We start from the raw sequence: 20,233 nt of genomic DNA on the forward strand, positions 1-20,233 counted from the left end.
TTATTAAGCGAGTGTATTAATGGGTTGTTGTTCAAGCGTGGGTTGGGTAACCTTTTTAAGTTTACTCCTGCGTAAAAAGCGGAAATGAAGTAAACCGATCAGCAAGGCAACCCCACCCTCAAGCATAACAGTATCCTGGGTACCTATCCATTGCGAAACGGCACCTACAAGCAGCCCCCCAAGCGGTTGCATACCAAAAAATGCCATGGCATAAAAGCTGATCACCCGGCCACGCATTTCTGGCGATACCGTGGTTTGAATCAGGGTATTACTGATGGTGATCTGTGACATCATGCCAAAACCGGTAATGGCGGCAAACAGCAGCGCCAGCGGATAACTGGGCATATGCGAAAAGATGACCAGCCCCCCGCCGAATATCAGCGTATTAATGGCCAGTATCTTTTTCAGGTTATGCCCCGGTTTTAACGATGCCAGGTAAATAGCACCTGAGAAAGCCCCTAACCCTATCACACTATCAATAACCCCAAAGGTTGATGCCGTACCTTTAAAAATATCTTTGGCATACACAGGTATCATGGTACTGAACGGCAATACCATTAAACTGATCAGCGAAAGCATAATGATCACGAACTTGATAGATGGCGTATTGTTGATGTAGGTAAAACCTTCCTTCAGCTCAAAAAAGATGTTCTTATCATGCTTTTTTGTTTCTGCCTTAGGCAGGCGCATCATGAGCAGGGAGCCTATTACGGCGATAAAGCTCAGCGCGTTGGCACCAAAACATACGGTATCGCCAAATTTTTCCAGTACCAACCCGGCTATGCCCGGCCCTACCAGCCGCGACAAGTTTACCATGGATGAATTAAGCGCCAAAGCATTAGGCAGATCGGCCTTGCTGTTCACCATTTCATAAACCAATGATTGCCTTGCGGGCACATCAAACGCGTTTATGAAACCCAGTACCGCGCTCAGGGCTATTATTTCCCACACCACATAGTGCCCCCAGAAAACCAAAGCGGTTACCAGCACCGCCTGTATCATGGAGGCTACCTGCGTGGCTATCAATAAATTAAAACGATTATAACGATCGGCAGCTACACCGCCCAAAAATGAGAACAGGAACGATGGAAACATGCTGGCAAATAAAGACAAACCCAGCATAAATTCTGAATGAGTGAGATCATATACTACCCAGCTTACTGCTGTTTTTTGCATCCATGTGCCTACTAACGATATGGATTGCCCGGTAAAGTACAACCGGTAATTTCTACTTTTAAAAGCGTTAAATGTACTAATATTCATTACTCACTTCCCCTATTCACCGGGGATCAATCAAAATCAACTAATTTGGTTAACGGGCCTATGGCCTTTTTTAACAGGGCTTTTTCTTCTTCGGTACAGGTGGCATCCAGCGCTTTGTTCAACCATTCCTCGCGTTCATGACGTACCTGGTAAAGCAGGGTTCGCCCCTCGTCTGATAAGGTAATGATGGCCTTGCGCTTATCCGTTTCAGATATACGCCTTTTAATGATACCCAGCAGCAGCAGCTTATTCAATATCTGCGACATGCTTTGCGTGGTTATTTTCTCCATAGCAGCCAGTTCAGTGGGCAGCAATTCTCCATGCTGATCAAGCAACGCAATGGTTGATCGTTCGGTGAGCGACAATTGCGCAGCTGTCGACGATTCTTTACGCATTTTTTTGGTAAGGCGGGTTACTACGGCACGCAGCTCAGAGGCCAGCAGGATATCATTTTCCTTTGTCATATATTTATTAAGTAAACTTGTAAGTTTACCTTACAAATATAAGGATTATATTATCCGCTGAATGTCATAAAGGAAAAACGCCGCCCTGCTTAAAAATTACTTAACTATTAAATAAAACCCGATCAAAACCTTCACCTTTGTATCATTGAATATGGAGCCCAAACACGATATAGCAAACCTTGATGATATTAAACTACTGGTAGATACTTTTTATACCAAGGTGGCCGGGGATGCTTTGCTTGCTCCTATTTTTGGCGAACGCCTTGGTGATCATTGGGAACCTCACCTCGAAAAAATGTATACCTTTTGGCAAACCGTTTTGCTGGAAGAATATACTTACAACGGCGCTCCATTTCCTCCTCACGCTGAGCTTCCGGTTGATAGCTCTCACTTTGAAACCTGGTTAAGCCTGTTTGCCGATACCCTGGACAGCTTATTCAGCGGCCCCAAAACCGACGAGGCTAAATGGCGCGCGGGTAAAATGGCCCAAATGTTTCAGCTGAAAATAGCCCACTTCAAAAACAACAGGCTGAATATATTATAGCATTGCCTTGCCGGGCATAAAGGCAATTTTGTAAGTTTGCACCGTGCCGCCTCCAGTTAAAAAAACGCCTCCTGTTGTTAAAGACAAACCTCCTGTAAAACCAAAAGCTACGGTAAAAAGAAAAACCGCTGCCCAAAAGAAAAAGGAGCAAACCACCAAAGTATACTGGAGAATAGCCATTGCAGGTTTACTGCTGATACTGCTTTCACCATTTTATTATGGCTATGTATTGAGAAGTTTTAGCGCTACCTGGCGCTGGATCATGGATATTGGGCAGGATACCAACTACCGCAACTACAAAAGTTTTAACGTACGCATACCATCGGGCTATACGGTTCATGGTATTGATGTATCTTCATACCAGGGCAAAATAAACTGGCAAAAGGTAAAAGCAATGGATGACGATGGTGTGCATATCACCTTTGCCTTTATTAAAGCTACCGAGGGCGTACTTAGCATGGATCCTTATTTTCAGCGTAATTGGCGTGAAGCCCCTAAAGCCGGTATTGTTTGCGGAGCTTATCATTACTTTTTACCGCAAAAAAGCGGGGTTTGGCAGGCCCGGTTCTTTTTACAAACTGTAAAAGTTGAAAAAGGCGACCTCCCCATGGTAGTTGATGTGGAGCAGCTTTACAAAACCACACCCGAAAAAATGCGCGAGCAGCTCATGTTGTTTGTTAATCACATTGAAAATAAAACCGGTGTAAAACCCATTATTTATACCAACATCAGCTTTTATCATGATTACCTGCAGGGTTATTTTGATGATTATATGCTATGGATTGCTCACTACTACCAGCCGGTATTGAATGTAAGCAATAATACCAACTGGCAGTTTTGGCAGCACTCAGATAAGGCCCGCATCAATGGCATCAGCCAAAAGGTTGATTTTAATATTTTCAAAGGCGATAGTACTGCTTTTCAGAAACTCCTGATCCCTTAAGCTTCAATAAACAATCTTGCTGAATGGGATACCCACCGTTACACCAATGGAGGTTTTATTGCCGGGCAACTGTATTTTGCCGATGGTATTGCTCATATCAACAAATAGTAGCTGGCATTCAAAATTTATGGCCGGGGCGCCTTTTTTATCTATCAAAACAATGGGTATGCCCAGTATAGAATTAAGCGCGTGATAGGTACCAAAATTTTTCTCCATCCTGAAACTTACCCCCACATGAGAATTGCCAGGAATGTACACCAGTTTGCCCGATACCGCCGGGGTAAAAAAGTTACGGTAATTACCTATAAAACGATTGCCTCCGTTTATGGTAACTATCTCGGTTCCGTTAGCAGCCGGGCTACCGTTTACATCCGCCTGGTAAAGGAGGCCGCTTTGAATGGCGTTGTTTACAAAGCCTTTGCCGTTTAAGGTAAAAAATATCCTGCCAATTTTAGGGCTTTCAAAAAAGCGGGTGTGGGTTAAAAAAACCTCAAACGGATAGTTATGACGCTGCGAAACGTCTGAACCAACATCTGTACCCACCTGAAATTTTTGCGGGATGATAGGCAAATAAACACCAAAGGTTGTCCAGTTATCGGTAACCAGGTTAAAATTATTGCTTTGCACCAGGAGATCTGATTGCGCTTCTGAAAACTTTTGCAAGTATTCCAGTCGCAGGGCTGCATAAAAATCACGCCGCAGGGTATTTCTTGCTGATGTTAAGCTTTGGCCGGGAACTTCAGATTGTTTAACGGAGTCAAGGGCGCGTTCATAATCACTCGCCTTGGTTTTCAGTTCGGCGGCAAGGCTATTTAAAAGCACTGCCCTTTGTGCATCTATGGCAAATTTTTGGCTATCGCAATTGTTGTAATGGGTAACCGGTTTACCCATCCACGTTTTTTGAAGGGCAAAACCCAGCTGATTATTAAAATACTTGTTGGAAAACCTGCTTGAATAAGTATTGGCCACATTTACCCTGGCACCAACAATAACAAAGCTTCGCACATAATCATCAGAATCAACAGGCTGGTGAAAATTATGGTTGATGGATAGACGCCCCTCGGCGGTGTTCAGGTTCACATAATTTTTATAGAGCGACAGATCGGTACCGTCAGAAAGATAGGAACTCACCTTATTGTTCAGGAAAACATTCATCGCCTTATTACTGATCAGCATCCCCTTGCCTAAACTACATGGTGTACCGGCAACTTTAGCGTTCACCTGCCTTAACTGGGTTATGATCTGATCTGTAGTTTGGCCATGGGTAAGCGTGGCTATAAAGCTAAGCATCGCGAAAAAGCATAACCTTCCCCACCAATACTTAATACTTGAGTATGACTTATATATTAAACTATCACTTTGTTCAGGCCCCATTGCTCTAAAATTGGATTAGTGAAAACCCTCATACTATCGGCATCAAGCAGCTTGTTACGGGCAGCTATCCATGAATCAACAGCCGGGCCGTACATGTTAGCCAAACGCTCGGGCGATAACTCGTTTACTTTGCCCCAATGAAAGGTAAAGGGGATCTGCTCGTCCTCTAACTTTTTCCAAACGTTGGTGTAAAAAGTATAGGTTTTGTCAGAAAAAGCAGCATCAAGCTCCATAACACAGGTATGTGTATACCGGGTAAAGCCAAGCGTTGCCTTAGTTTGATTTACAAACCTGAATGAGAACAGGCCTGCAAAGGGCCCTATGGTTTTATTCACACTCAGCATCAGATCGGCAACGCGGGTGCTAAACTCAATCGGGAAACCTACCGCAGCGCTCAATAGCTTGCCACGTAGGGTGGTGTTGCTAAAAATTTCACCCAGAGTGCCAAGCTGTTTATCATAAAGGGTAAGGCTTGCTCCAAGTACCTTGGTTACCAGTGTAGGCACTATAGCAGGCAAGGCATCGCTTATGGTGCCTATAAAACATGGTGCATCATCTCCGGGGCCAATGCCTGCAGGGTTATCAACCGGTGCCTTATAGCCTGCTGCAAACGGGCGCTTATACATGGTGGTAACGTATGCACCCTTATCCATATCATAAGGATTAAGCAATACTGCAAAATGGTATGGCCTTTCGGTGCCGCCGGGTAAATTGGCTTTGCTGAAATCAAGCGTGTTCATGATGTTTTTTATCGAATCATCATAAGGCACACGCTGCATATAGGCTTCAAGCAAAAACAGGTCCTCGGTTTCAATCATTACTCCGTGAATAATGCCAAAGCTTCCAAAACTAACAAGCACTGCATTAAACAGATCATCATCCTGCACCAGCTCTGTTTTCAGGTGATCAATAAAAAGCGGCGATACCACCGGGGCCGAAGCCCGCTCTAACCAAATATGTTTATTTGGGCCGGTGATAAGATGTATACCAACCACATAATCCTGTACCCCACCAACATCAAAGGCCGAACCATGAGCGCCTGTGCCCATAGCCCCGCCAAGGGTTTGCCCATTACTTGCACCTGAGGCTTTTAACGATTGGTTCTTTTGCCTTAAATATTTACCCAGTTCCCAAATACCGGTTCCGCTTTGTGCAAAAAGCAGGTGCCTGGGCTGGCCCTTGTACGCAGGTGAAACGCTGCCTTCAGTAATATCAAATACGGTATTAAGGGGTTTGGTATCCAACATAATGCCATCCTGCACGGTGGCAATCTTTGTCCATGACCAGCCTGCTCCTAATGCGCGCAGGGGCGTGTTGGTGGTAATGGCCTTGCCTATCAAATCCTGTAGGTTTTTGGTGCTGTCGTTATAGCCATCAAGGGCATCCAGTGCGTCCTCATTGCCCAACACGTACATATCCTTAATATTTTCTACAAATATTTCATGCCGGTTTTCCCAGGTCTTATCACCTGTTTTAATAACTTTCATCTGCTGTCGGTTTAAAGTTTGCCTACTTTTTGGCAAGGTTTGCCACACTTCCACTCAATGCGGGTTGGGCTCCATATGCCCAGCGTAACCACTGTTAAAAGCGAGTAACCGAAATTGTTCCTCACGGTTACTTCGGCCATGCCATTAACACCCAGCGAATCGCAAATGGGTGTAGTTACTCGCTTAGGGCTTTGCACCAGACCCCAGAAATAAAAGTTTACCCTTTGACTTGAAACCTCGGTTCCGGCCTGTGCCTGCGTAGCAACGCGGGCGGTATAGCAGCTGTTTAAGGTAAGCGTGATGACCGTTGCTAACAAAAGTTTACGGCAATGACTTTTAAGTGAGTAATGCGGTGAAATCATAAGGCTTGATGATTAAAGGGTACAACCTGAATTACATAATAAAGATACATAATTAACTCATTTACAGATTAGTGAAATTACCCGATTTTTATACGTGATTTTACGTATTTTACAGCTAGGCCCTTAAAAAGGAAAAGGCCTTCCTGATGGGGAGGCCTTGGTTATGTTTATGAAGAAAAAAGCTTAATCTACTTTATTAAGCCTGCCTGAGCCGGTGTGTCTGTCTTCGCTAACCGTAGCGCCGCCAGCGTAATCTACCCCTCCTGAGCCGGTTATGTGCGAAGAAATGCTTTTAGTTGCGCGAATGGTAATACCACCCGAGCCGGTTACATTTGCCGATACGTTTTGTGCACTTAAAGATTTAGCCTCAATATTGCCCGATCCTGATATACGCAGGTTTGCCTCATCGGCAGTTCCTTTCAGATCAATACCGCCTGATCCGCTAAGTCTTGATTCCAATGAACCGGCTTTTACAGCGGCTTTCATATTACCTGAACCGCTTAGTATTACCTTAACATTTTGGCCGGTAAGCACGCCATCAAGATCAAGACTGCCCGAACCGCTGTTGGCAAGTGCTTCAAGCGATTTAGCGGTTACATAAATCTCGCCCCTTTTAATATCGCGGTGTTTGAATGAAAAATTGTTTTTAAAACCTATTTTCAGAACTCCGCCTACTACTTCGGTCTTTACATCGTTAATTACATCCTCATCAATATCAAGTTTAATGCTTTCGGTTCCGTTGATCTTTACGTGTACGTTAAATGGGCCGCCCGATTCAATGCTGCTGAAACCCGAAACAGACCTGGTTTGTCCGCCCTGGGCATAGGTAACAGAAGTCATCAGCGCTAAAGCCGATACAAATAAAATAAAGACATTTCTTTTCATAACGTGGTTGTTTTTTTAATTAGACGCAGCATGAGGATAAATAGTTGCACCTAAAGCAGCGTTTTTCTTTTCAACATCGCGTTTTAGTTTTATTTTGGATGCAGTTTGCGCCAGGTTCACTTACTTATAGCGTAAACAACTAATGTAACAAAGCATTGCCCGAGCAGTTTAAAAACTTTAACAAAACACGCATTGCCCCTACCCCAAGCGGCTTTTTGCATTTGGGCAATGTGCTTTCTTTTGCCATTACCGCTGCATTGGCCCAAAAAAGCGGAGCTAAAATATTGCTGCGGATTGATGATATGGACAGGGCTCGGGCAGAGGAGCAATATATTCAGGATATTTTTGATACGCTTCATTTTTTGGAGATACCCTGGCATGAGGGGCCACGTAACGCTGAAGAATTTAACGATAGCTATTCGCAAATGCACAGGCTGCATTTATACCAGGAGGCAATTGATCAGCTTCGTGAGGCGGATCTTGTTTTCGCCTGTACCTGTTCGCGCAAACAGCTTATTGAAAATGCCTGTACCTGTTTTGAAAAAAGCATTCCGCTCAGCGCACCTGATGCCAGCTGGCGGTTGCGAACCAATAACAGCCATGAACTGATCATCAAAAACCATAATGGCTTAACAGCGAGGGCTGTTTTACCTGTGGATATGCACAACTTTATCATCCGTAAAAAGGATAGTTTCCCCGCGTATCAACTTACATCAGTTGTTGATGATATGCATTACGACGTTGATATGATAGTACGGGGGAATGACCTTTGGGCATCAACCCTGGCACAACAGGAACTGGCCCACGCTTTAGGTCGTGATAGTTTCAGGGATATAGCCTTTTATCACCACACTCTGCTTACTGATGATATTGATCAAAAGCTTTCCAAATCGGCCGGGGCCACATCCGTTCGCTACCTGCGCGAAAACGGCAAAACCCCGGCCGATGTGTATATGCTGATAGCTCGTATGTTGAATATTCAAAAACCCATCGGCAGCTTTATACAGCTTGCCGATGAATGGTTTCAGCAACAAAACCCAGCTTGATTGCTTAGTGCGATGCCGAACCGTAAAATGAATCGCCGCGGCCTCCACCAAAATTTTCAAAACTTTCTGGGCCCGAGGTCGACCTGATCATTTCCGAAACATAAAAATCATTTTGGTAGGCCACAAACTGCGGAACATTATTTTTGAGTGTATACACGGTTAAGTAACTTCTGAAAAACAAAGGGCTGTTTTCTCTATTAAACTTGGCCACCTTACCCGTAAGTCCCATGGCGCCGTATGACGGAAATTTGGTTTTTACAAACATGCTGTCAGGAACCGGCTGAAACGAGCGATCACTTAATTTTTCCATGGTTTTACTAAACTGCGAATGCGGAGGTAAAAAAGCTACATTTTTGGGCAGGGTTGCCTGGGCCGCTATGGTAGCATCGGTAAAGCGTAAACGCTTGCCTGTTGAAACACTTGACGCATCAGCACTTATCTGTACAACATCATCCCCATAACTGTAACTCTTATCGTCCATGATCATGGCCGAACGTTCCCAATCAACATAAATGGGTTCATTGAGCTTGTTGTAAATACTTAATTGAATGGGGGCGTTTTTACCCGCAAATGAATAGAGGATCTTTACAGAATCATTCTCCAATTTAAATACACCTGTTTTTTCGTCGCGTGTAGTGTTGGTACTGCTTAGGGTACTCATTTGATACGTGCCGCAGGATGACAGCAGAGCCATTGCCGCCAAAGGGATGATAAGTAGCTTTTTCATAGGTTTAAATTTTATGATAATGGTTGGTTTAGGATATTGAAATGTTATATCCGTTTTACCTGGTTGTTCGACTTTAATAACTCATCAACGTTTAACACAAATGATCAACGTAATATGAATTTTACAATAGTTAGTTCATAAAACCTTTTCTTCTTTTAAAGCAAAAGCTGCAGATATAATACCTGCAGCTTTTGCCTACCTAAATAACAATTGTGTATTGTATTCTTTGTTACACAAATATTAAGAAATGATTATTCATCACCTATAAAACATATGTACCCACCGCATTTGCATTTAATACCGATGATACCTGGTTAGTACCATATTTGATATTGAATTTTTGAGTAACCTGGCCATTATTAAAAACAATGAGCACTACTTTACCAGCCGGGGTAATGAAGGCCACGTTTGGAAGATCGGTTAACAAATTAGATGCTATGCGTTTTGAACCCGGCCTTACAAATTTTGACGCATGGGCAATAATGTAATAAGCCGGATTACGGGTAACCGCGTCTTTTATTATAGTGATAGCACCAAGGCAGCGGTCGCAGCCTCCGGGAGTGTGCGGATTCTGATCCTGATCGGCGGCAAGGTTCCATTCAATCACATTGCGGCACCAGTTTCTTGGGGCACCAATAATGATATCCTTCATATGGAAGTCCAGTTCCTTTTTCAGATCGCCGGGAGCTCCTACCCACTCCTCTGTAAAATAAAGGTTTTTATCCGGGTGGGCATCATGCACCTGGCTAAGCGCTTCTATCTTACCTCCATACAGGTGAAATGCAGAACCATCAGTATATTTTTTAGCCTCGGCATTGTTCAATATATCAATAGGATAATCGGGCCTGTCGGCATTATGATCATATAAAATTATTTTGGTTTTAATACCGGCGGCCTTAAACTCGGGCCCCACGTTTTTAGCGATAAAAGCAGCCTGCTCGGCAGCTTCCATCACCATGCTTGGATTGTTCTTAGGGTTCAGTGGCTCGTTCTGAAGCGTTACCGCATCAATCCGGATACCCTTAGCCTGCATGCCTTTAATGTACTTGATAAAATACTGGGCATAGGCATGATAATATTCAGGTTTTAAGTTGCCGCCAATGGTGCTGTTATTGGTTTTCATCCACACCGGCGGGCTCCATGGCGAGGCTAATATTTTGATGTTAGGATTAATGGCCAATATCTTTTTCAATACCGGGATCAGGGCCTTTTCATCATTGGCCAGACTAAATTTTTTCAGGTCGGCATCAGTTTCACCGGCGGGCAGGTCATCGTACGAAAAAACATGATCATCAAGGTCAGACGCGCCAATGCTAATCCTTAAATAGCTAACACCAAGATTGTTTTTATCCTGGGCAAATAATTCATTCAATAAACGGGCCTGTGTGGCACTGCTCATTTGGTTTATAAGCGCAGCGCTGCCACCTGTTAGGGCAAACCCAAAGCCATCCATTTGCTGGTAAATTTTGCTTTTATCAACTGTAATAACAGGCGTGTTCGGGTTTTTATCGGCAGGTGCTATTTTTTGATCCTGTTGTTTAAATAAGATAGAATCGGCAGGATCAGTAAGCCATAATTGCGGTTTGCTTTTCAGCGCTCCCTTACTTTGGGCATTAACCAAAGTAAATTGTGCACAAAGGGCAATTATTAAAGTAAAAATTAACGATTTGTGTTTATTCATATTGATGATAAGTTATGAAGAATATTTAATGAAAAAAGCTGCAACATTTCTATTGCAGCTTTTTTTTCTACCTGAATTAATAACCCGGGTTTTGGGTCAGGTTACCATCAAGTTGTATCTCATTGTAAGGCACAGGCATTATTAGTTTTGCCTGGGTAATAGGAAAGTTAAGCGGTTTGCCAAAAGGATCAACCTGGCTTTTAATTAAGGTAATGGTGTACTGGGCACCAAACCTTAACAGGTCGTTCCAACGGTGACCTTCAAAGGCCAGCTCCATACGGCGTTCGGTTAATATAGCCAGTGCCACATCTGCTTGTGATGTTACAGTGATAGCAGGCAATTTAACCCTTGCCCTGATCTGGTTAACCAAAAGGATAGCCGCAGCAGTTTGTCCCAAATTGTTTGATGCCTCGGCCTTTAACAAAATAATATCGGCTAAACGCAGCAACACGTTATTATCGGTACCACCGCCAAATTGCGATATGTTGGTTTTCCATTTGTAAAGGAAAGGAACCATAGGCGATGCTGTGGTGTATGGCGCAGGTATCGGGTCGCCGGCAGCAAGGCCGTCCGGAGTTACAGATGCCTGGTAAACTGACGCGTTTAAGCGGATATTATCATTCTGTGACTTGAACAGCGCGATAATGTTGGCTGTTGGCAGGTTAAACTTTTTGAAAGAGTAAGTTCCAAACTGTGCCGGTAAAAACAACGAGGTGTTGTATGTGGTAAAACCGCTTGCAGCTGAATGCTGGCTTTCAAATATCGACTCAGATGTATTTTTTGTGCCATCAAACAAAGTAGCATAATTTGGCACAAGGCTGTACTGGCCGCTATTGATCACCTTGTTGCTATAATCTAAACATTGCTGATACTTACCTTCCTGAGCATATACTTTTGCCAGTAAGGCCTGTACGGCGCCTTTAGTAGCATGACCAACATTAGGGAATGAGACTGGTAATACTGCTTCGGCTGTGGTCAGGTCATTTTCTATTTGCGCGTAAACCGCTGTTGCAGCCGCACGTGATGGCTTGGCAGGCGTGTTAATGGTTGACAGAATCAACGGTACATCACCAAAGGTAGTTACCAGCTGAAAGTAAGATATGGCCCTGATGAATTTGGCCTCGCTCAAAATTTCCTGCTGCCTGCTGCCTGTAAATGACGAGGCCGGAATTTTAGCTACATAATCTAAAACAATGTTTGCAGCATAAATATCCTGGTACAGTCCCTGCCAGTCGCGGGTTGAGTTACCGTTTTGAGGGGTTGGCGTAAAACCGGCAATAGCAAAGTTGTCTGGGTTATCACCACCTGCGTAGCAGTTATCGGCACGGGCATCGCCGTTGCTCACGTAATCCCAAACCCAGTACTGATCGTTAATAAAAGCCTGTGAATATGCACCAACCAAACCACCTTCGGCATCGGCGGCTGTTTTGTAGTAGTTACCTGCTGTACCTTGAGATATGGGTTGTTTGTTCAGAAAGTCCTTTTTACAGGCAGAGGTTAAGCCAACTGCCGCAAGCAGCACAATTGGCAATATTTTATGATATTTATTCATTTTCTTAAAATTTAGGATAGATTAAAAGGTTACGTTAAGGCCCGCGGTATAAGTTTTTGTTTGCGGATAAGTACCGTAATCAATACCAATAGCAGTTGAACTTGGCGCACCAAGCGAACCATTGTTTTGCGAGCTGCCGCTAAACGAGTTAACCTCAGGATAGTAACCTTTGTATTTGGTAATGGTGAACAGGTTTTGAGCTGTAGCAAATACACGTACCTTTATACCTTGTTTATCCAACAAGCCGCTTCTGATCTGGTAGCTTAATGACAGGTTTTTTAACCTCAAAAATGCACCGTTCTCCACAAAGCGAGATGATGGTAAAATGGTAGAGGTACCTGCACTGTTTGTACCACCATAAACCGCGGCAGGGATATTGGTTACATCGCCTGGTTTTTCCCAGCGGCCCAATACTGCTGTGCTCGCGTTGCCAATCAGGTACATACCTTCTGTTTCTACACGGGTAGCATTAAATACTTTGTTACCGGTTACGGCATCAAATAAGAAATCTAAGCTGAAATTTTTATAGCTCACGGTGTTGGCAAAACCATAAACCGCTTTTGGCAAACCACTGCCCAGGTAAGCCTGATCTGCTTGAGTTGGAGTTGCGGTAGTACCACCGCTTGCTGATTTATACAGGGCGTTTCCATTAGCCGGATCAACACCTGCAAACTGGTAGCCGTAAAAAGCACCTAAAGGTAAGCCGTTTTTAACAATAGAAAGGTTGGTAGCGTTGCCGTTACCGCCAAAGGCAATACCGCCAAATGGGAAGGTTTGATCTACCTTGTTACCGTTGGCATCTAATATTTGTGGTATGCCGCTTACATTATTTTTGTTGAATGAGGCGTTTAAAGTAGCTGTCCATTTAAAATCCTGGCTTTCAATGATCCTTGCGGTTAATGAAAACTCAACACCCTCGTTCAAAATATGGCCCGGAAGGTTGGTATTTTTCAGGTTTGATGCACCACCCTCGGCTGCCGAAATCACAACAGGGAAAATAAAGTTGGTTGTTTTTTTATTATAGTAATCGCCGCTTAAGGTTAACCTGTCATTTAAAACGGTAATATCAAAACCTACGTTGATACCTTTGGTTGATTCCCATTTCAAATCGGGGTTACCTGCCGGGTTAGTTGGATAATAGCCAGATGCAGCATTACCGCCAAATAAATAACCTGTAGGGTTTAAGGTGCTGTAGCTGTTATAAATGGTTTGCGGCAAGTTACCTACTTCACCATAACCAGCCCTTAATTTCAGGTCGCGGATAAAGTTGTTATCCTTCAGGAAATCTTCCTGTGATATGCGCCATGCGCCTGACACCGCCGGGAAGTATCCCCATTGGTTATTAACACCGGCCCTTGATGAACCATCGGCCCTTAATGATGCTGTTAACAGGTACTTATCATCATAACCATAATTTACACGACCAAAATATGAGTTGGTAGTCCAATCAGTTCTGTAAGTTGATACCTGTTTGTTTGCACTTGCTGCATTTAAAGTAGTAATACCTGCCGGGAAACCGGTTCCGTATAAATAACCACTGTGGTATTTTTCTTCAATGGCCGAAGTACCCACAACGGCAGTAATGCTGTGCTTTTTATTAATAACCGTTGAGTAGGTTAAAGTATTATCCCAGGTATAACGGAAGGTTTCGTTATTGGTGTTGCTGCCAATACCGTTTACCTGGCTTGCGCCCTGATTGGTTAACGGGTTGGTAAATGAATCCTGATTGTAGTTGTTTAACGAAATACCGAATTGAGAACGATATTTAATGTTGAACGGCAGGGTAATTTCTGTATGGATATTGCCTAACAGGTTATTACTGATGTATTGGTTGTTAGGGCTGTAAATATCATCAAGCGGGTTGGTAGTATTGTCGGAGTTTGACTGGTACATACCATTTGCAGCATATATTGGCACTATTGGCGGGGTAGATAATGCTGCCAAAACAGTACCACCATGGTTTGCCGAACTGTTATCATTCACGGTACGGCCATTGGTTCTGTTATAAGCGATGTTGGTACCAAAGGTCATCCATTTTTTAGCTTTTTGCTCCAGGTTTAAGTTAACAGAGTAACGTTTAAAGTTAGTTCCGTTGATGATACCATCCTGGTTCAAATCGCCCAGACCCAAGTAGTAAGTACCTTTTTCGCTGCCGCCAGATAAGCCAACGTTAACACCACTTTGGTTGGCGGTGCGGTATGTTAAATCCTGCCAGTTGTTGTTTGCAGTAAAGTTTTGCGGAAATGCCGGTACATCTTGTCCTGCATTGGTATACTCATCAGTAATCAGGCTTCTGTACTGATCAGCGTTCAACATATCCAGTTTTTTAATGATCTGCTGTTTGCCGGCATACATATTGATCTCAACCTTAGGTTCGCCGCTGGTACCTTTTTTTGATGTAATTAATACTACACCGTTAGTAGCACCCAGTGAACCATAAATTCCGGCTGCTGATGCATCTTTTAATACGCTGATAGATTCGATGTTGTTAGGATCAATACTGGCCGTGTTGGTTACCACAACTCCATCAACAACATATAATGGTTCCGAACCATTTGGCGACGAAGCACCACGGATCCTTACGCTGAAATTACCACCACCTGGTGCGCCTGACGCGTTGAACACCTGTACGCCTGAAGCTTTACCATCTAATATTTCAGATGAATTTACTATTGGCCTGGCGCTAACGTCCTTTACACCTACGGTTGCAATGGCCGAGGTTATGTCCTTTTTCTTTTGTGAACCGTAACCTACTACTACAACCTCATTCAATTGTTTGTTGTTGGAAGTTAAAGTTACATTGATCTCGGTTTGATTATTAACAGGGATCTCCTGATTGTCAAACCCGATAAATGAGAATACCAGGGTTGCCGTTTGGGCAGCGCTGATGGTGTATTTACCATTTAAATCTGTTGATGCAGCCTGGGTTGTGCCTTTAATCACAACGGTTGCTCCCGGTAGGGGTAATCCCTGGCCATCTTTGACCACTCCTTTTACTGTACTTGTTTGGCCAAAGGCAAACAAACAGCCAGATACAAGAAGGACTACTAATAGAGTAATTCTTTTTTTCATAAATTTTAGTTCGATAATTAAAAATTGGTTACATGCTGGGCATGCTGAAATCAATGCGCAAATTTATGTGCATTGTGAACTAAAAACGAAAGAAAAACTCAAATATTTTCAACATAAATAACTGATATACAGACAGTTAAAAATAAGTTGATACGGTTTAACACCTTAGTGATACGCCTCGTAATTGATTGATTATTAACCCTAAAATTCACTAATAAAGCATACTTACAACCCAATTCTGATACGGATAATAACCTTTTTGTTATGATTGATAATCAGCCAATTAAAAATGGAGGGCTTAGGTGCAAAACGGGCTAATCAGCAGTGTTATCCACCACCAGCTTGCTCCAACCCTCGTTATTGCCATTTTTAATGCCCGTTTTACGGCTCGAAAGCAACTTTTTTATTCTGTTACTATAAGCCCAGCAAGTGCTTTGCCTTATGGAGAGTATTTCAGATAATTTATGCGATGATATTTTTCCGTTTGTAGAGTAAACCAAAAATATCATATAAAACGCTTTGGTGATGGGTATCCTTGTGTTCTGGAATATGGTGTACGATGTAACAGACTCGTCATAGCTGCATTTACCGCAACGACGGCTATAAGGCAGGTGCCCGCTGATAAAATGAGTATTACCGCATTTGTGGCATTTATAGCCATCGCGCCATTTTAAATCGGCCAGGAATTTATGACAGCTTTCCGGATCGGGATATATTTTACTGAACTCCTCAAAATCAACCCCGGCCGACATGATCCTATCGCGCGATACCTTATCAAAACTGGCGTGCAGTTCCTGGTTATCTTTTTCAAGTAGTACGTTCATTCTCGAAATTTCGGCCGTCTGTTGCTCCAGTATCTTATTTACACGGCTTAGATCCTCGTTTTGTTTTTCAATGATGCTGGCCTTTTCAATAACCTCATGTGTTCTTTCCCTTACCTGTTCTTCCAGCTTAATATTGATCGATTCTTTTAGCTTTTCATTATCCCTAAGCTGTTTAATAATATCCTGCTGAGCCTTTTCTTTTTCGCTTTTTAAAATCCTCACCTTATCGCCAATGGCAAAACCCAGCAATATCATTTCAAAAATAAAGCACATGCTCAGGCTGTAATAGCTTACGGCACCCAAATTGAGCCACCAAACATTCAGCATGATCAAAAACTTAAGCGTAAAGCCAATAAACAGAAAGCTATAACCCAATACGAAGAACCTTGCAGGCCTATATCCTTTTCTGAATATGTAAATGCCCGTGTAAAAGGCTATACATAATGGAATTGCCTCAATAACCTTATAGTTGAACCATTGCCTGTTAAAAACAAGGCATATCACAAAAAACGTTAACCTGGCTGCAATTACCGTATTAATGAGTTTGTATAAACCGGGAGCTTTCGATTTTACAAACAGGAGTTTATTGGTGAACATGAGAGCAAACACGCTTATACAACATAAGGCGAAACCATAAGCATATTTATTCCACCCCGGCGAATCGGGCCACAGGTACTGATAGCCGATGCCATCATTACAGAGTTCATAAAATCCAACGCTCAGGATGTAAAAAACGTAGTACAGATGCTGTATGTGCCTTATAGCAATAAACATCATCATGTTATAAAAGGCAAAAACCAGTATCATCCCGTAAAATATCCCGAACAGCAGGTATTCGTTCAGGGCATATTCTACAAACCAGTTAACCGAACGCAGCACGATGATAACATCGGCAGTTTGGTGCGATTTGATGCGAAAATAATAGGTACGCTCCTGCCCTGGTTCCACCTTCAGGCTCACTTCAAAGTTCTTATGCTGAAACTGCCTGTTACCAAATGCCTTTAAAGCGCCAAAGCGTTCAACCTTGTATTCCTGATTAGCCGCGGGAGTATATACTGCTATATCATCAATGGTTTGATCAAAAAACTCCAGCATCCAGTTTTTCATGGTTTCGGCCGGGTACCCTATAGTTACCTTGTACCAATAAGCCGATTTCAGCTTATAGTTTTGAGGAGTGCTTGACCAGCTTGCCTTAAACTTTGCAGCTACAGCCGGAGATTGCACATCCTGAAGGCTTAGTTTGCCTGTAGGATCTTCCAGGCAATATATCTCCTTGTATGAAAATATGTGCTGGTTTACCTGGTCTTGTACATTAACTTTTTGCTGAGCAAATAAGATAGAGGAGGAAAACAAGCAGATGAGCAGAACTAAAAGTTGCTTTATAAAACCTGTATCAGTAGTATGTAACTTATACTTTGATTGTTGCATGAGCGAAAACTTCTTATTTAGGAATATTTAATTGAACAATCAGCAAAGATGAATAGTATGATAGCTTATAAGAAAATATTTTTTGTATTAATTGTATTTATAAAGTAAAAAGGCAGCTGAAGCGTCAAAAACACTCCTTTAAGTAACACCTCGGTAGAGATCAGGTATAATCCCGCAAAAAACGTTTCCGCACATAAGTAGAAATACGCAGTTTTCAGATTTATTCATTTTATTCATGAGCAAAGCCCTATAATTGACTCAACATAACTCTCACAATAACGGCAACACCCTTAGTTAAGTATTTATAACTAAGGGTGTTTATATGTAAGACTTATGAGTATAGAAAAAAATATCATCTGTTATCGGAAGCCTGTTCAATATCGACAAAGATGAAGATGATAGCCTGGAAAGATTAATATTCTTCGTAAACCCGGAGGAAGTGAGCAGGTTTGAACCTGGAAAGGGGGGATCAGGCGAACCCGACGCCCCCATGTTTTAATAACTGATCAAATATGAAATTAAATCAGGTATCAAAACAAGGGTATTTGAGAATATGTACACGAAATGTAAAATGTGTGAATTTTTGTGCAATTGAGTGAAAAACTATAACCTAAACCGCCTGATTAACTATTAGTTGATAACAAATAAAAATTTTGAATGTAATGGTTTATATAGATTGTAATGTTATGGACAGTTTAGAAAAATGGCTGGTCAATTTTTTAAAAGTAAAAAACCGGCAGGGAATTAAATGCAAAATTACGCTCTACATGAGAGGCAAAACTAAAAGGTATATGTTTCATGTTGATGGCGAACTCAGGAACATTGAAAATTACCTAACTGCTGCCGAGGTGGTACAGTACCGGGAGTTGCTTAAAAGCGAAACTGTACCTTCTTAGTAACATATTATAGTTCCGTTTGTGAATCAACATGTGTAAAGCTGTATAATAACTAACTGATTATGTACTAAATATGGGCGTACAAAGTCAGATTATTTGAATTAGTTTGCAGTCGAAATGATGTGTGTATAGGCAACACAACCTATTGAGGTTACTGCCCCCCTCAATAATTGTTGATTTAAAGTATTTGATATGACTAACAAACGCTCTTTTGCACTTATAATATTATTTTTAACAACGTTTACAATATCCTGTAAAAAAGATCTGAATATTGAACCTGTAAAAACAGAACCGATAGCAGATACCTCATCGCCCCAAACTGAAGAAGCTGCAGCTACAACAGCACCGGCCACAACTACCCGGAAACTCATTTTAGGTATGAATGGCCACCCCCTAAGTGCCGAAGCCTACATTCAATTAGGAATTACCGACCAAATAAAGATGCTTAAAAACATGGGTATGACCTGGTACAAACTTAATGTATCAGTAAATGCCGATGGCAGCATGCAAAATATAGAAACGTTTATCCCGCTGCAAAAACTTGCCAAAAGCAATGGTATAAACTTGCTCCCATCTTTATCAACCAAAGGTTTAAAATATAGTGACACCGAAGCTCAAGCCTATGCAAAGGGTAAAACGAGCGGTAGCAACTTTGCCGGTAAATACAGCCAGTATTTTACAACCTATCATCTCGGCAATGAGATGGAGCAAGAAATAATTTTGGCAGGCAAAAGCGGGCAGTACACGAGTAACTATGATGCTAAGAAATTTAAAGTAACAGCCGCCTATTTAAAAGGCATGAACGAGGGCGTTAAAGCCAAAGATCCGGGAGCCATTACCCTGGTAGATGCTTCATGGTTACATTATGCATACATTCAAATGCTTATAAGCTATGGAGTAAAGTTTGATGTTTTAAGTTATCACTGGTACTCTGATATGGAAGGTGCTGCTGCAAAAGCACCATATAACATTCCGGATATCACTCAAAAATTGTCGGGTTTATTCCCTACCAAACCAATATGGTTCACCGAATCAAACTTCAGGCCCAAGAATTTGAGCACTGATGAGGCTAAACAGAAAGACTTCGTTACCAAGTTTATTGCCAAGTGCAAAGCCAACAGCCATGTACAAGCCTTAATTTTTTACGAACTGCTGGATGAACCCGGAATAAGAAGTGATAATGAAAATAAATTAGGCTTTACCAAATGGGTTAAACCATACACCTCGTGGTCATATAAGGCCGCTTCACAGGGCTGGTTAACCAAATAATTTGATCGCTGATTAAGGTGTGAATTACCGATTGATCAAAAAATGAGAAAATTGTGAAATTGCGTGCAATCAGCTACACAATTATTATAAATATCCATCTATTAACTAATAGTTGACAACAAAATATTAAAATACTTGTAGTAATCGTTCAACTATTCCAAGTGCAATGTCTGAATTAGAAAAATGGTTTCTTAAAATCCTGAAGGTCAAAAACGAACAAGGAATCAAGTGCGAGGTGACCTCTTACATGAGAGGCAAAACAAAAAAATACATGTTTATGGTTGATGGCGAACCAAGAAATATTGAAAAGTATTTAAGCCCTGAAGAGCTTACCGAATATAAGGCACTAATAAAAAAGAAACACAAGCCCTGTACTACTTAAAACTGTGCAATAACCTGTATCAAATTAACCCTAT

The 20,233-nt window shown here is 42.1% G+C and carries 17 protein-coding genes; 6 read left to right on the forward strand and 11 right to left on the reverse strand.

The features are described from left to right. Window positions 1-3: 3 nt before the first annotated feature. A complete protein-coding gene (locus QWZ01_RS03110) occupies window positions 4-1,263 on the reverse strand; it encodes an MFS transporter (RefSeq protein WP_290321765.1) in 1,260 nt (419 codons plus the stop codon). Window positions 1,264-1,289: 26 nt separating this feature from the next. Next, entirely contained in the window at window positions 1,290-1,727 is a 438-nt protein-coding gene (locus tag QWZ01_RS03115) for a MarR family winged helix-turn-helix transcriptional regulator (protein WP_290321766.1), read from the reverse strand. Window positions 1,728-1,878: 151 nt separating this feature from the next. Here QWZ01_RS03115 and QWZ01_RS03120 point away from each other — a divergent pair, with 151 nt between their 5' ends. Both QWZ01_RS03120 and QWZ01_RS03125 read left to right on the forward strand, forming a co-directional pair. Further along, window positions 1,879-2,271, forward strand: coding sequence for a group III truncated hemoglobin (locus tag QWZ01_RS03120; RefSeq protein ID WP_290321767.1), 393 nt, complete (start codon window positions 1,879-1,881; stop codon window positions 2,269-2,271). Window positions 2,272-2,314: 43 nt separating this feature from the next. Continuing rightward, complete coding sequence (locus tag QWZ01_RS03125; protein WP_290321768.1) at window positions 2,315-3,214, forward strand: glycoside hydrolase family 25 protein; 900 nt, start codon at window positions 2,315-2,317, stop codon at window positions 3,212-3,214. A gap of 3 nt (window positions 3,215-3,217) precedes the next feature. On the opposite strand, the gene QWZ01_RS03130 is transcribed toward QWZ01_RS03125, so the two are convergent. From QWZ01_RS03130 to QWZ01_RS03145, 4 genes are all read right to left on the reverse strand, one after another. Continuing rightward, a complete protein-coding gene (locus QWZ01_RS03130; RefSeq protein WP_290321769.1) occupies window positions 3,218-4,504 on the reverse strand; it encodes a hypothetical protein in 1,287 nt (428 codons plus the stop codon). A 56-nt stretch (window positions 4,505-4,560) separates the two neighbouring features. Further along, window positions 4,561-6,075 (reverse strand): FAD-binding protein, encoded by a 1,515-nt coding sequence (locus tag QWZ01_RS03135; protein WP_290321770.1) that lies wholly within the window; start codon window positions 6,073-6,075, stop codon window positions 4,561-4,563. An 11-nt stretch (window positions 6,076-6,086) separates the two neighbouring features. After that, window positions 6,087-6,437 (reverse strand): Bor/Iss family lipoprotein, encoded by a 351-nt coding sequence (locus QWZ01_RS03140; protein WP_290321771.1) that lies wholly within the window; start codon window positions 6,435-6,437, stop codon window positions 6,087-6,089. A gap of 183 nt (window positions 6,438-6,620) precedes the next feature. Next, window positions 6,621-7,322 (reverse strand): head GIN domain-containing protein, encoded by a 702-nt coding sequence (locus tag QWZ01_RS03145; protein WP_290321772.1) that lies wholly within the window; start codon window positions 7,320-7,322, stop codon window positions 6,621-6,623. Window positions 7,323-7,477: 155 nt separating this feature from the next. On the opposite strand from QWZ01_RS03145, the gene QWZ01_RS03150 reads away from it, so the two are divergent. Then, window positions 7,478-8,368, forward strand: coding sequence for a glutamate--tRNA ligase family protein (locus QWZ01_RS03150; RefSeq protein WP_290321773.1), 891 nt, complete (start codon window positions 7,478-7,480; stop codon window positions 8,366-8,368). 4 nt (window positions 8,369-8,372) lie between these two features. On the opposite strand, the gene QWZ01_RS03155 is transcribed toward QWZ01_RS03150, so the two are convergent. The 5 genes from QWZ01_RS03155 to QWZ01_RS03175 all read right to left on the reverse strand — a co-directional run bounded on the left by QWZ01_RS03155 (window position 8,373) and on the right by QWZ01_RS03175 (window position 17,652). Continuing rightward, window positions 8,373-9,095, reverse strand: coding sequence for a hypothetical protein (locus QWZ01_RS03155; protein ID WP_290321774.1), 723 nt, complete (start codon window positions 9,093-9,095; stop codon window positions 8,373-8,375). 262 nt (window positions 9,096-9,357) lie between these two features. After that, window positions 9,358-10,776, reverse strand: coding sequence for a glycoside hydrolase family 30 protein (locus QWZ01_RS03160; RefSeq protein WP_290321775.1), 1,419 nt, complete (start codon window positions 10,774-10,776; stop codon window positions 9,358-9,360). A gap of 76 nt (window positions 10,777-10,852) precedes the next feature. Beyond that, complete coding sequence (locus QWZ01_RS03165; protein ID WP_290321776.1) at window positions 10,853-12,328, reverse strand: RagB/SusD family nutrient uptake outer membrane protein; 1,476 nt, start codon at window positions 12,326-12,328, stop codon at window positions 10,853-10,855. 21 nt (window positions 12,329-12,349) lie between these two features. Further along, window positions 12,350-15,400 (reverse strand): SusC/RagA family TonB-linked outer membrane protein, encoded by a 3,051-nt coding sequence (locus QWZ01_RS03170; RefSeq protein ID WP_290321777.1) that lies wholly within the window; start codon window positions 15,398-15,400, stop codon window positions 12,350-12,352. A 314-nt stretch (window positions 15,401-15,714) separates the two neighbouring features. Beyond that, window positions 15,715-17,652, reverse strand: coding sequence for a 7TM diverse intracellular signaling domain-containing protein (locus QWZ01_RS03175; protein WP_290321778.1), 1,938 nt, complete (start codon window positions 17,650-17,652; stop codon window positions 15,715-15,717). Window positions 17,653-18,338: 686 nt separating this feature from the next. On the opposite strand from QWZ01_RS03175, the gene QWZ01_RS03180 reads away from it, so the two are divergent. The 3 genes from QWZ01_RS03180 (at window position 18,339) to QWZ01_RS03190 (ending at window position 20,199) form a co-directional block, all read left to right on the forward strand. Further along, complete coding sequence (locus QWZ01_RS03180) at window positions 18,339-18,548, forward strand: hypothetical protein (protein ID WP_290321779.1); 210 nt, start codon at window positions 18,339-18,341, stop codon at window positions 18,546-18,548. Window positions 18,549-18,740: 192 nt separating this feature from the next. Further along, window positions 18,741-19,817: a glycosyl hydrolase gene (locus tag QWZ01_RS03185; RefSeq protein ID WP_290321780.1), complete on the forward strand. Its 1,077-nt coding sequence runs from the start codon at window positions 18,741-18,743 to the stop codon at window positions 19,815-19,817. Between the two features lie 166 nt (window positions 19,818-19,983). Beyond that, window positions 19,984-20,199: a hypothetical protein gene (locus QWZ01_RS03190; RefSeq protein ID WP_290321781.1), complete on the forward strand. Its 216-nt coding sequence runs from the start codon at window positions 19,984-19,986 to the stop codon at window positions 20,197-20,199. The last annotated feature ends 34 nt before the right edge of the window (window positions 20,200-20,233 follow it).

This window comes from Mucilaginibacter aquaedulcis (assembly GCF_030409325.1).
Lineage (GTDB): Bacteria > Bacteroidota > Bacteroidia > Sphingobacteriales > Sphingobacteriaceae > Mucilaginibacter > Mucilaginibacter aquaedulcis.

Excerpts from the sequence above, each read along its gene's own strand:
- QWZ01_RS03110 (WP_290321765.1), bottom strand. The coding sequence starts at position 1,263 with ATGAATATTAGTACATTTAACGCTTTTAAAAGTAGAAATTACCGGTTG.
- QWZ01_RS03115 (WP_290321766.1), bottom strand. The coding sequence starts at position 1,727 with ATGACAAAGGAAAATGATATCCTGCTGGCCTCTGAGCTGCGTGCCGTA.
- QWZ01_RS03120 (WP_290321767.1), top strand. The coding sequence starts at position 1,879 with ATGGAGCCCAAACACGATATAGCAAACCTTGATGATATTAAACTACTG.
- QWZ01_RS03130 (WP_290321769.1), bottom strand. The coding sequence starts at position 4,504 with ATGCTTAGCTTTATAGCCACGCTTACCCATGGCCAAACTACAGATCAG.
- QWZ01_RS03135 (WP_290321770.1), bottom strand. The coding sequence starts at position 6,075 with ATGAAAGTTATTAAAACAGGTGATAAGACCTGGGAAAACCGGCATGAA.
- QWZ01_RS03140 (WP_290321771.1), bottom strand. The coding sequence starts at position 6,437 with ATGATTTCACCGCATTACTCACTTAAAAGTCATTGCCGTAAACTTTTG.
- QWZ01_RS03145 (WP_290321772.1), bottom strand. The coding sequence starts at position 7,322 with ATGAAAAGAAATGTCTTTATTTTATTTGTATCGGCTTTAGCGCTGATG.
- QWZ01_RS03155 (WP_290321774.1), bottom strand. The coding sequence starts at position 9,095 with ATGAAAAAGCTACTTATCATCCCTTTGGCGGCAATGGCTCTGCTGTCA.
- QWZ01_RS03160 (WP_290321775.1), bottom strand. The coding sequence starts at position 10,776 with ATGAATAAACACAAATCGTTAATTTTTACTTTAATAATTGCCCTTTGT.
- QWZ01_RS03165 (WP_290321776.1), bottom strand. The coding sequence starts at position 12,328 with ATGAATAAATATCATAAAATATTGCCAATTGTGCTGCTTGCGGCAGTT.
- QWZ01_RS03170 (WP_290321777.1), bottom strand. The coding sequence starts at position 15,400 with ATGAAAAAAAGAATTACTCTATTAGTAGTCCTTCTTGTATCTGGCTGT.
- QWZ01_RS03175 (WP_290321778.1), bottom strand. The coding sequence starts at position 17,652 with ATGCAACAATCAAAGTATAAGTTACATACTACTGATACAGGTTTTATA.
- QWZ01_RS03180 (WP_290321779.1), top strand. The coding sequence starts at position 18,339 with ATGGACAGTTTAGAAAAATGGCTGGTCAATTTTTTAAAAGTAAAAAAC.
- QWZ01_RS03185 (WP_290321780.1), top strand. The coding sequence starts at position 18,741 with ATGACTAACAAACGCTCTTTTGCACTTATAATATTATTTTTAACAACG.
- QWZ01_RS03190 (WP_290321781.1), top strand. The coding sequence starts at position 19,984 with ATGTCTGAATTAGAAAAATGGTTTCTTAAAATCCTGAAGGTCAAAAAC.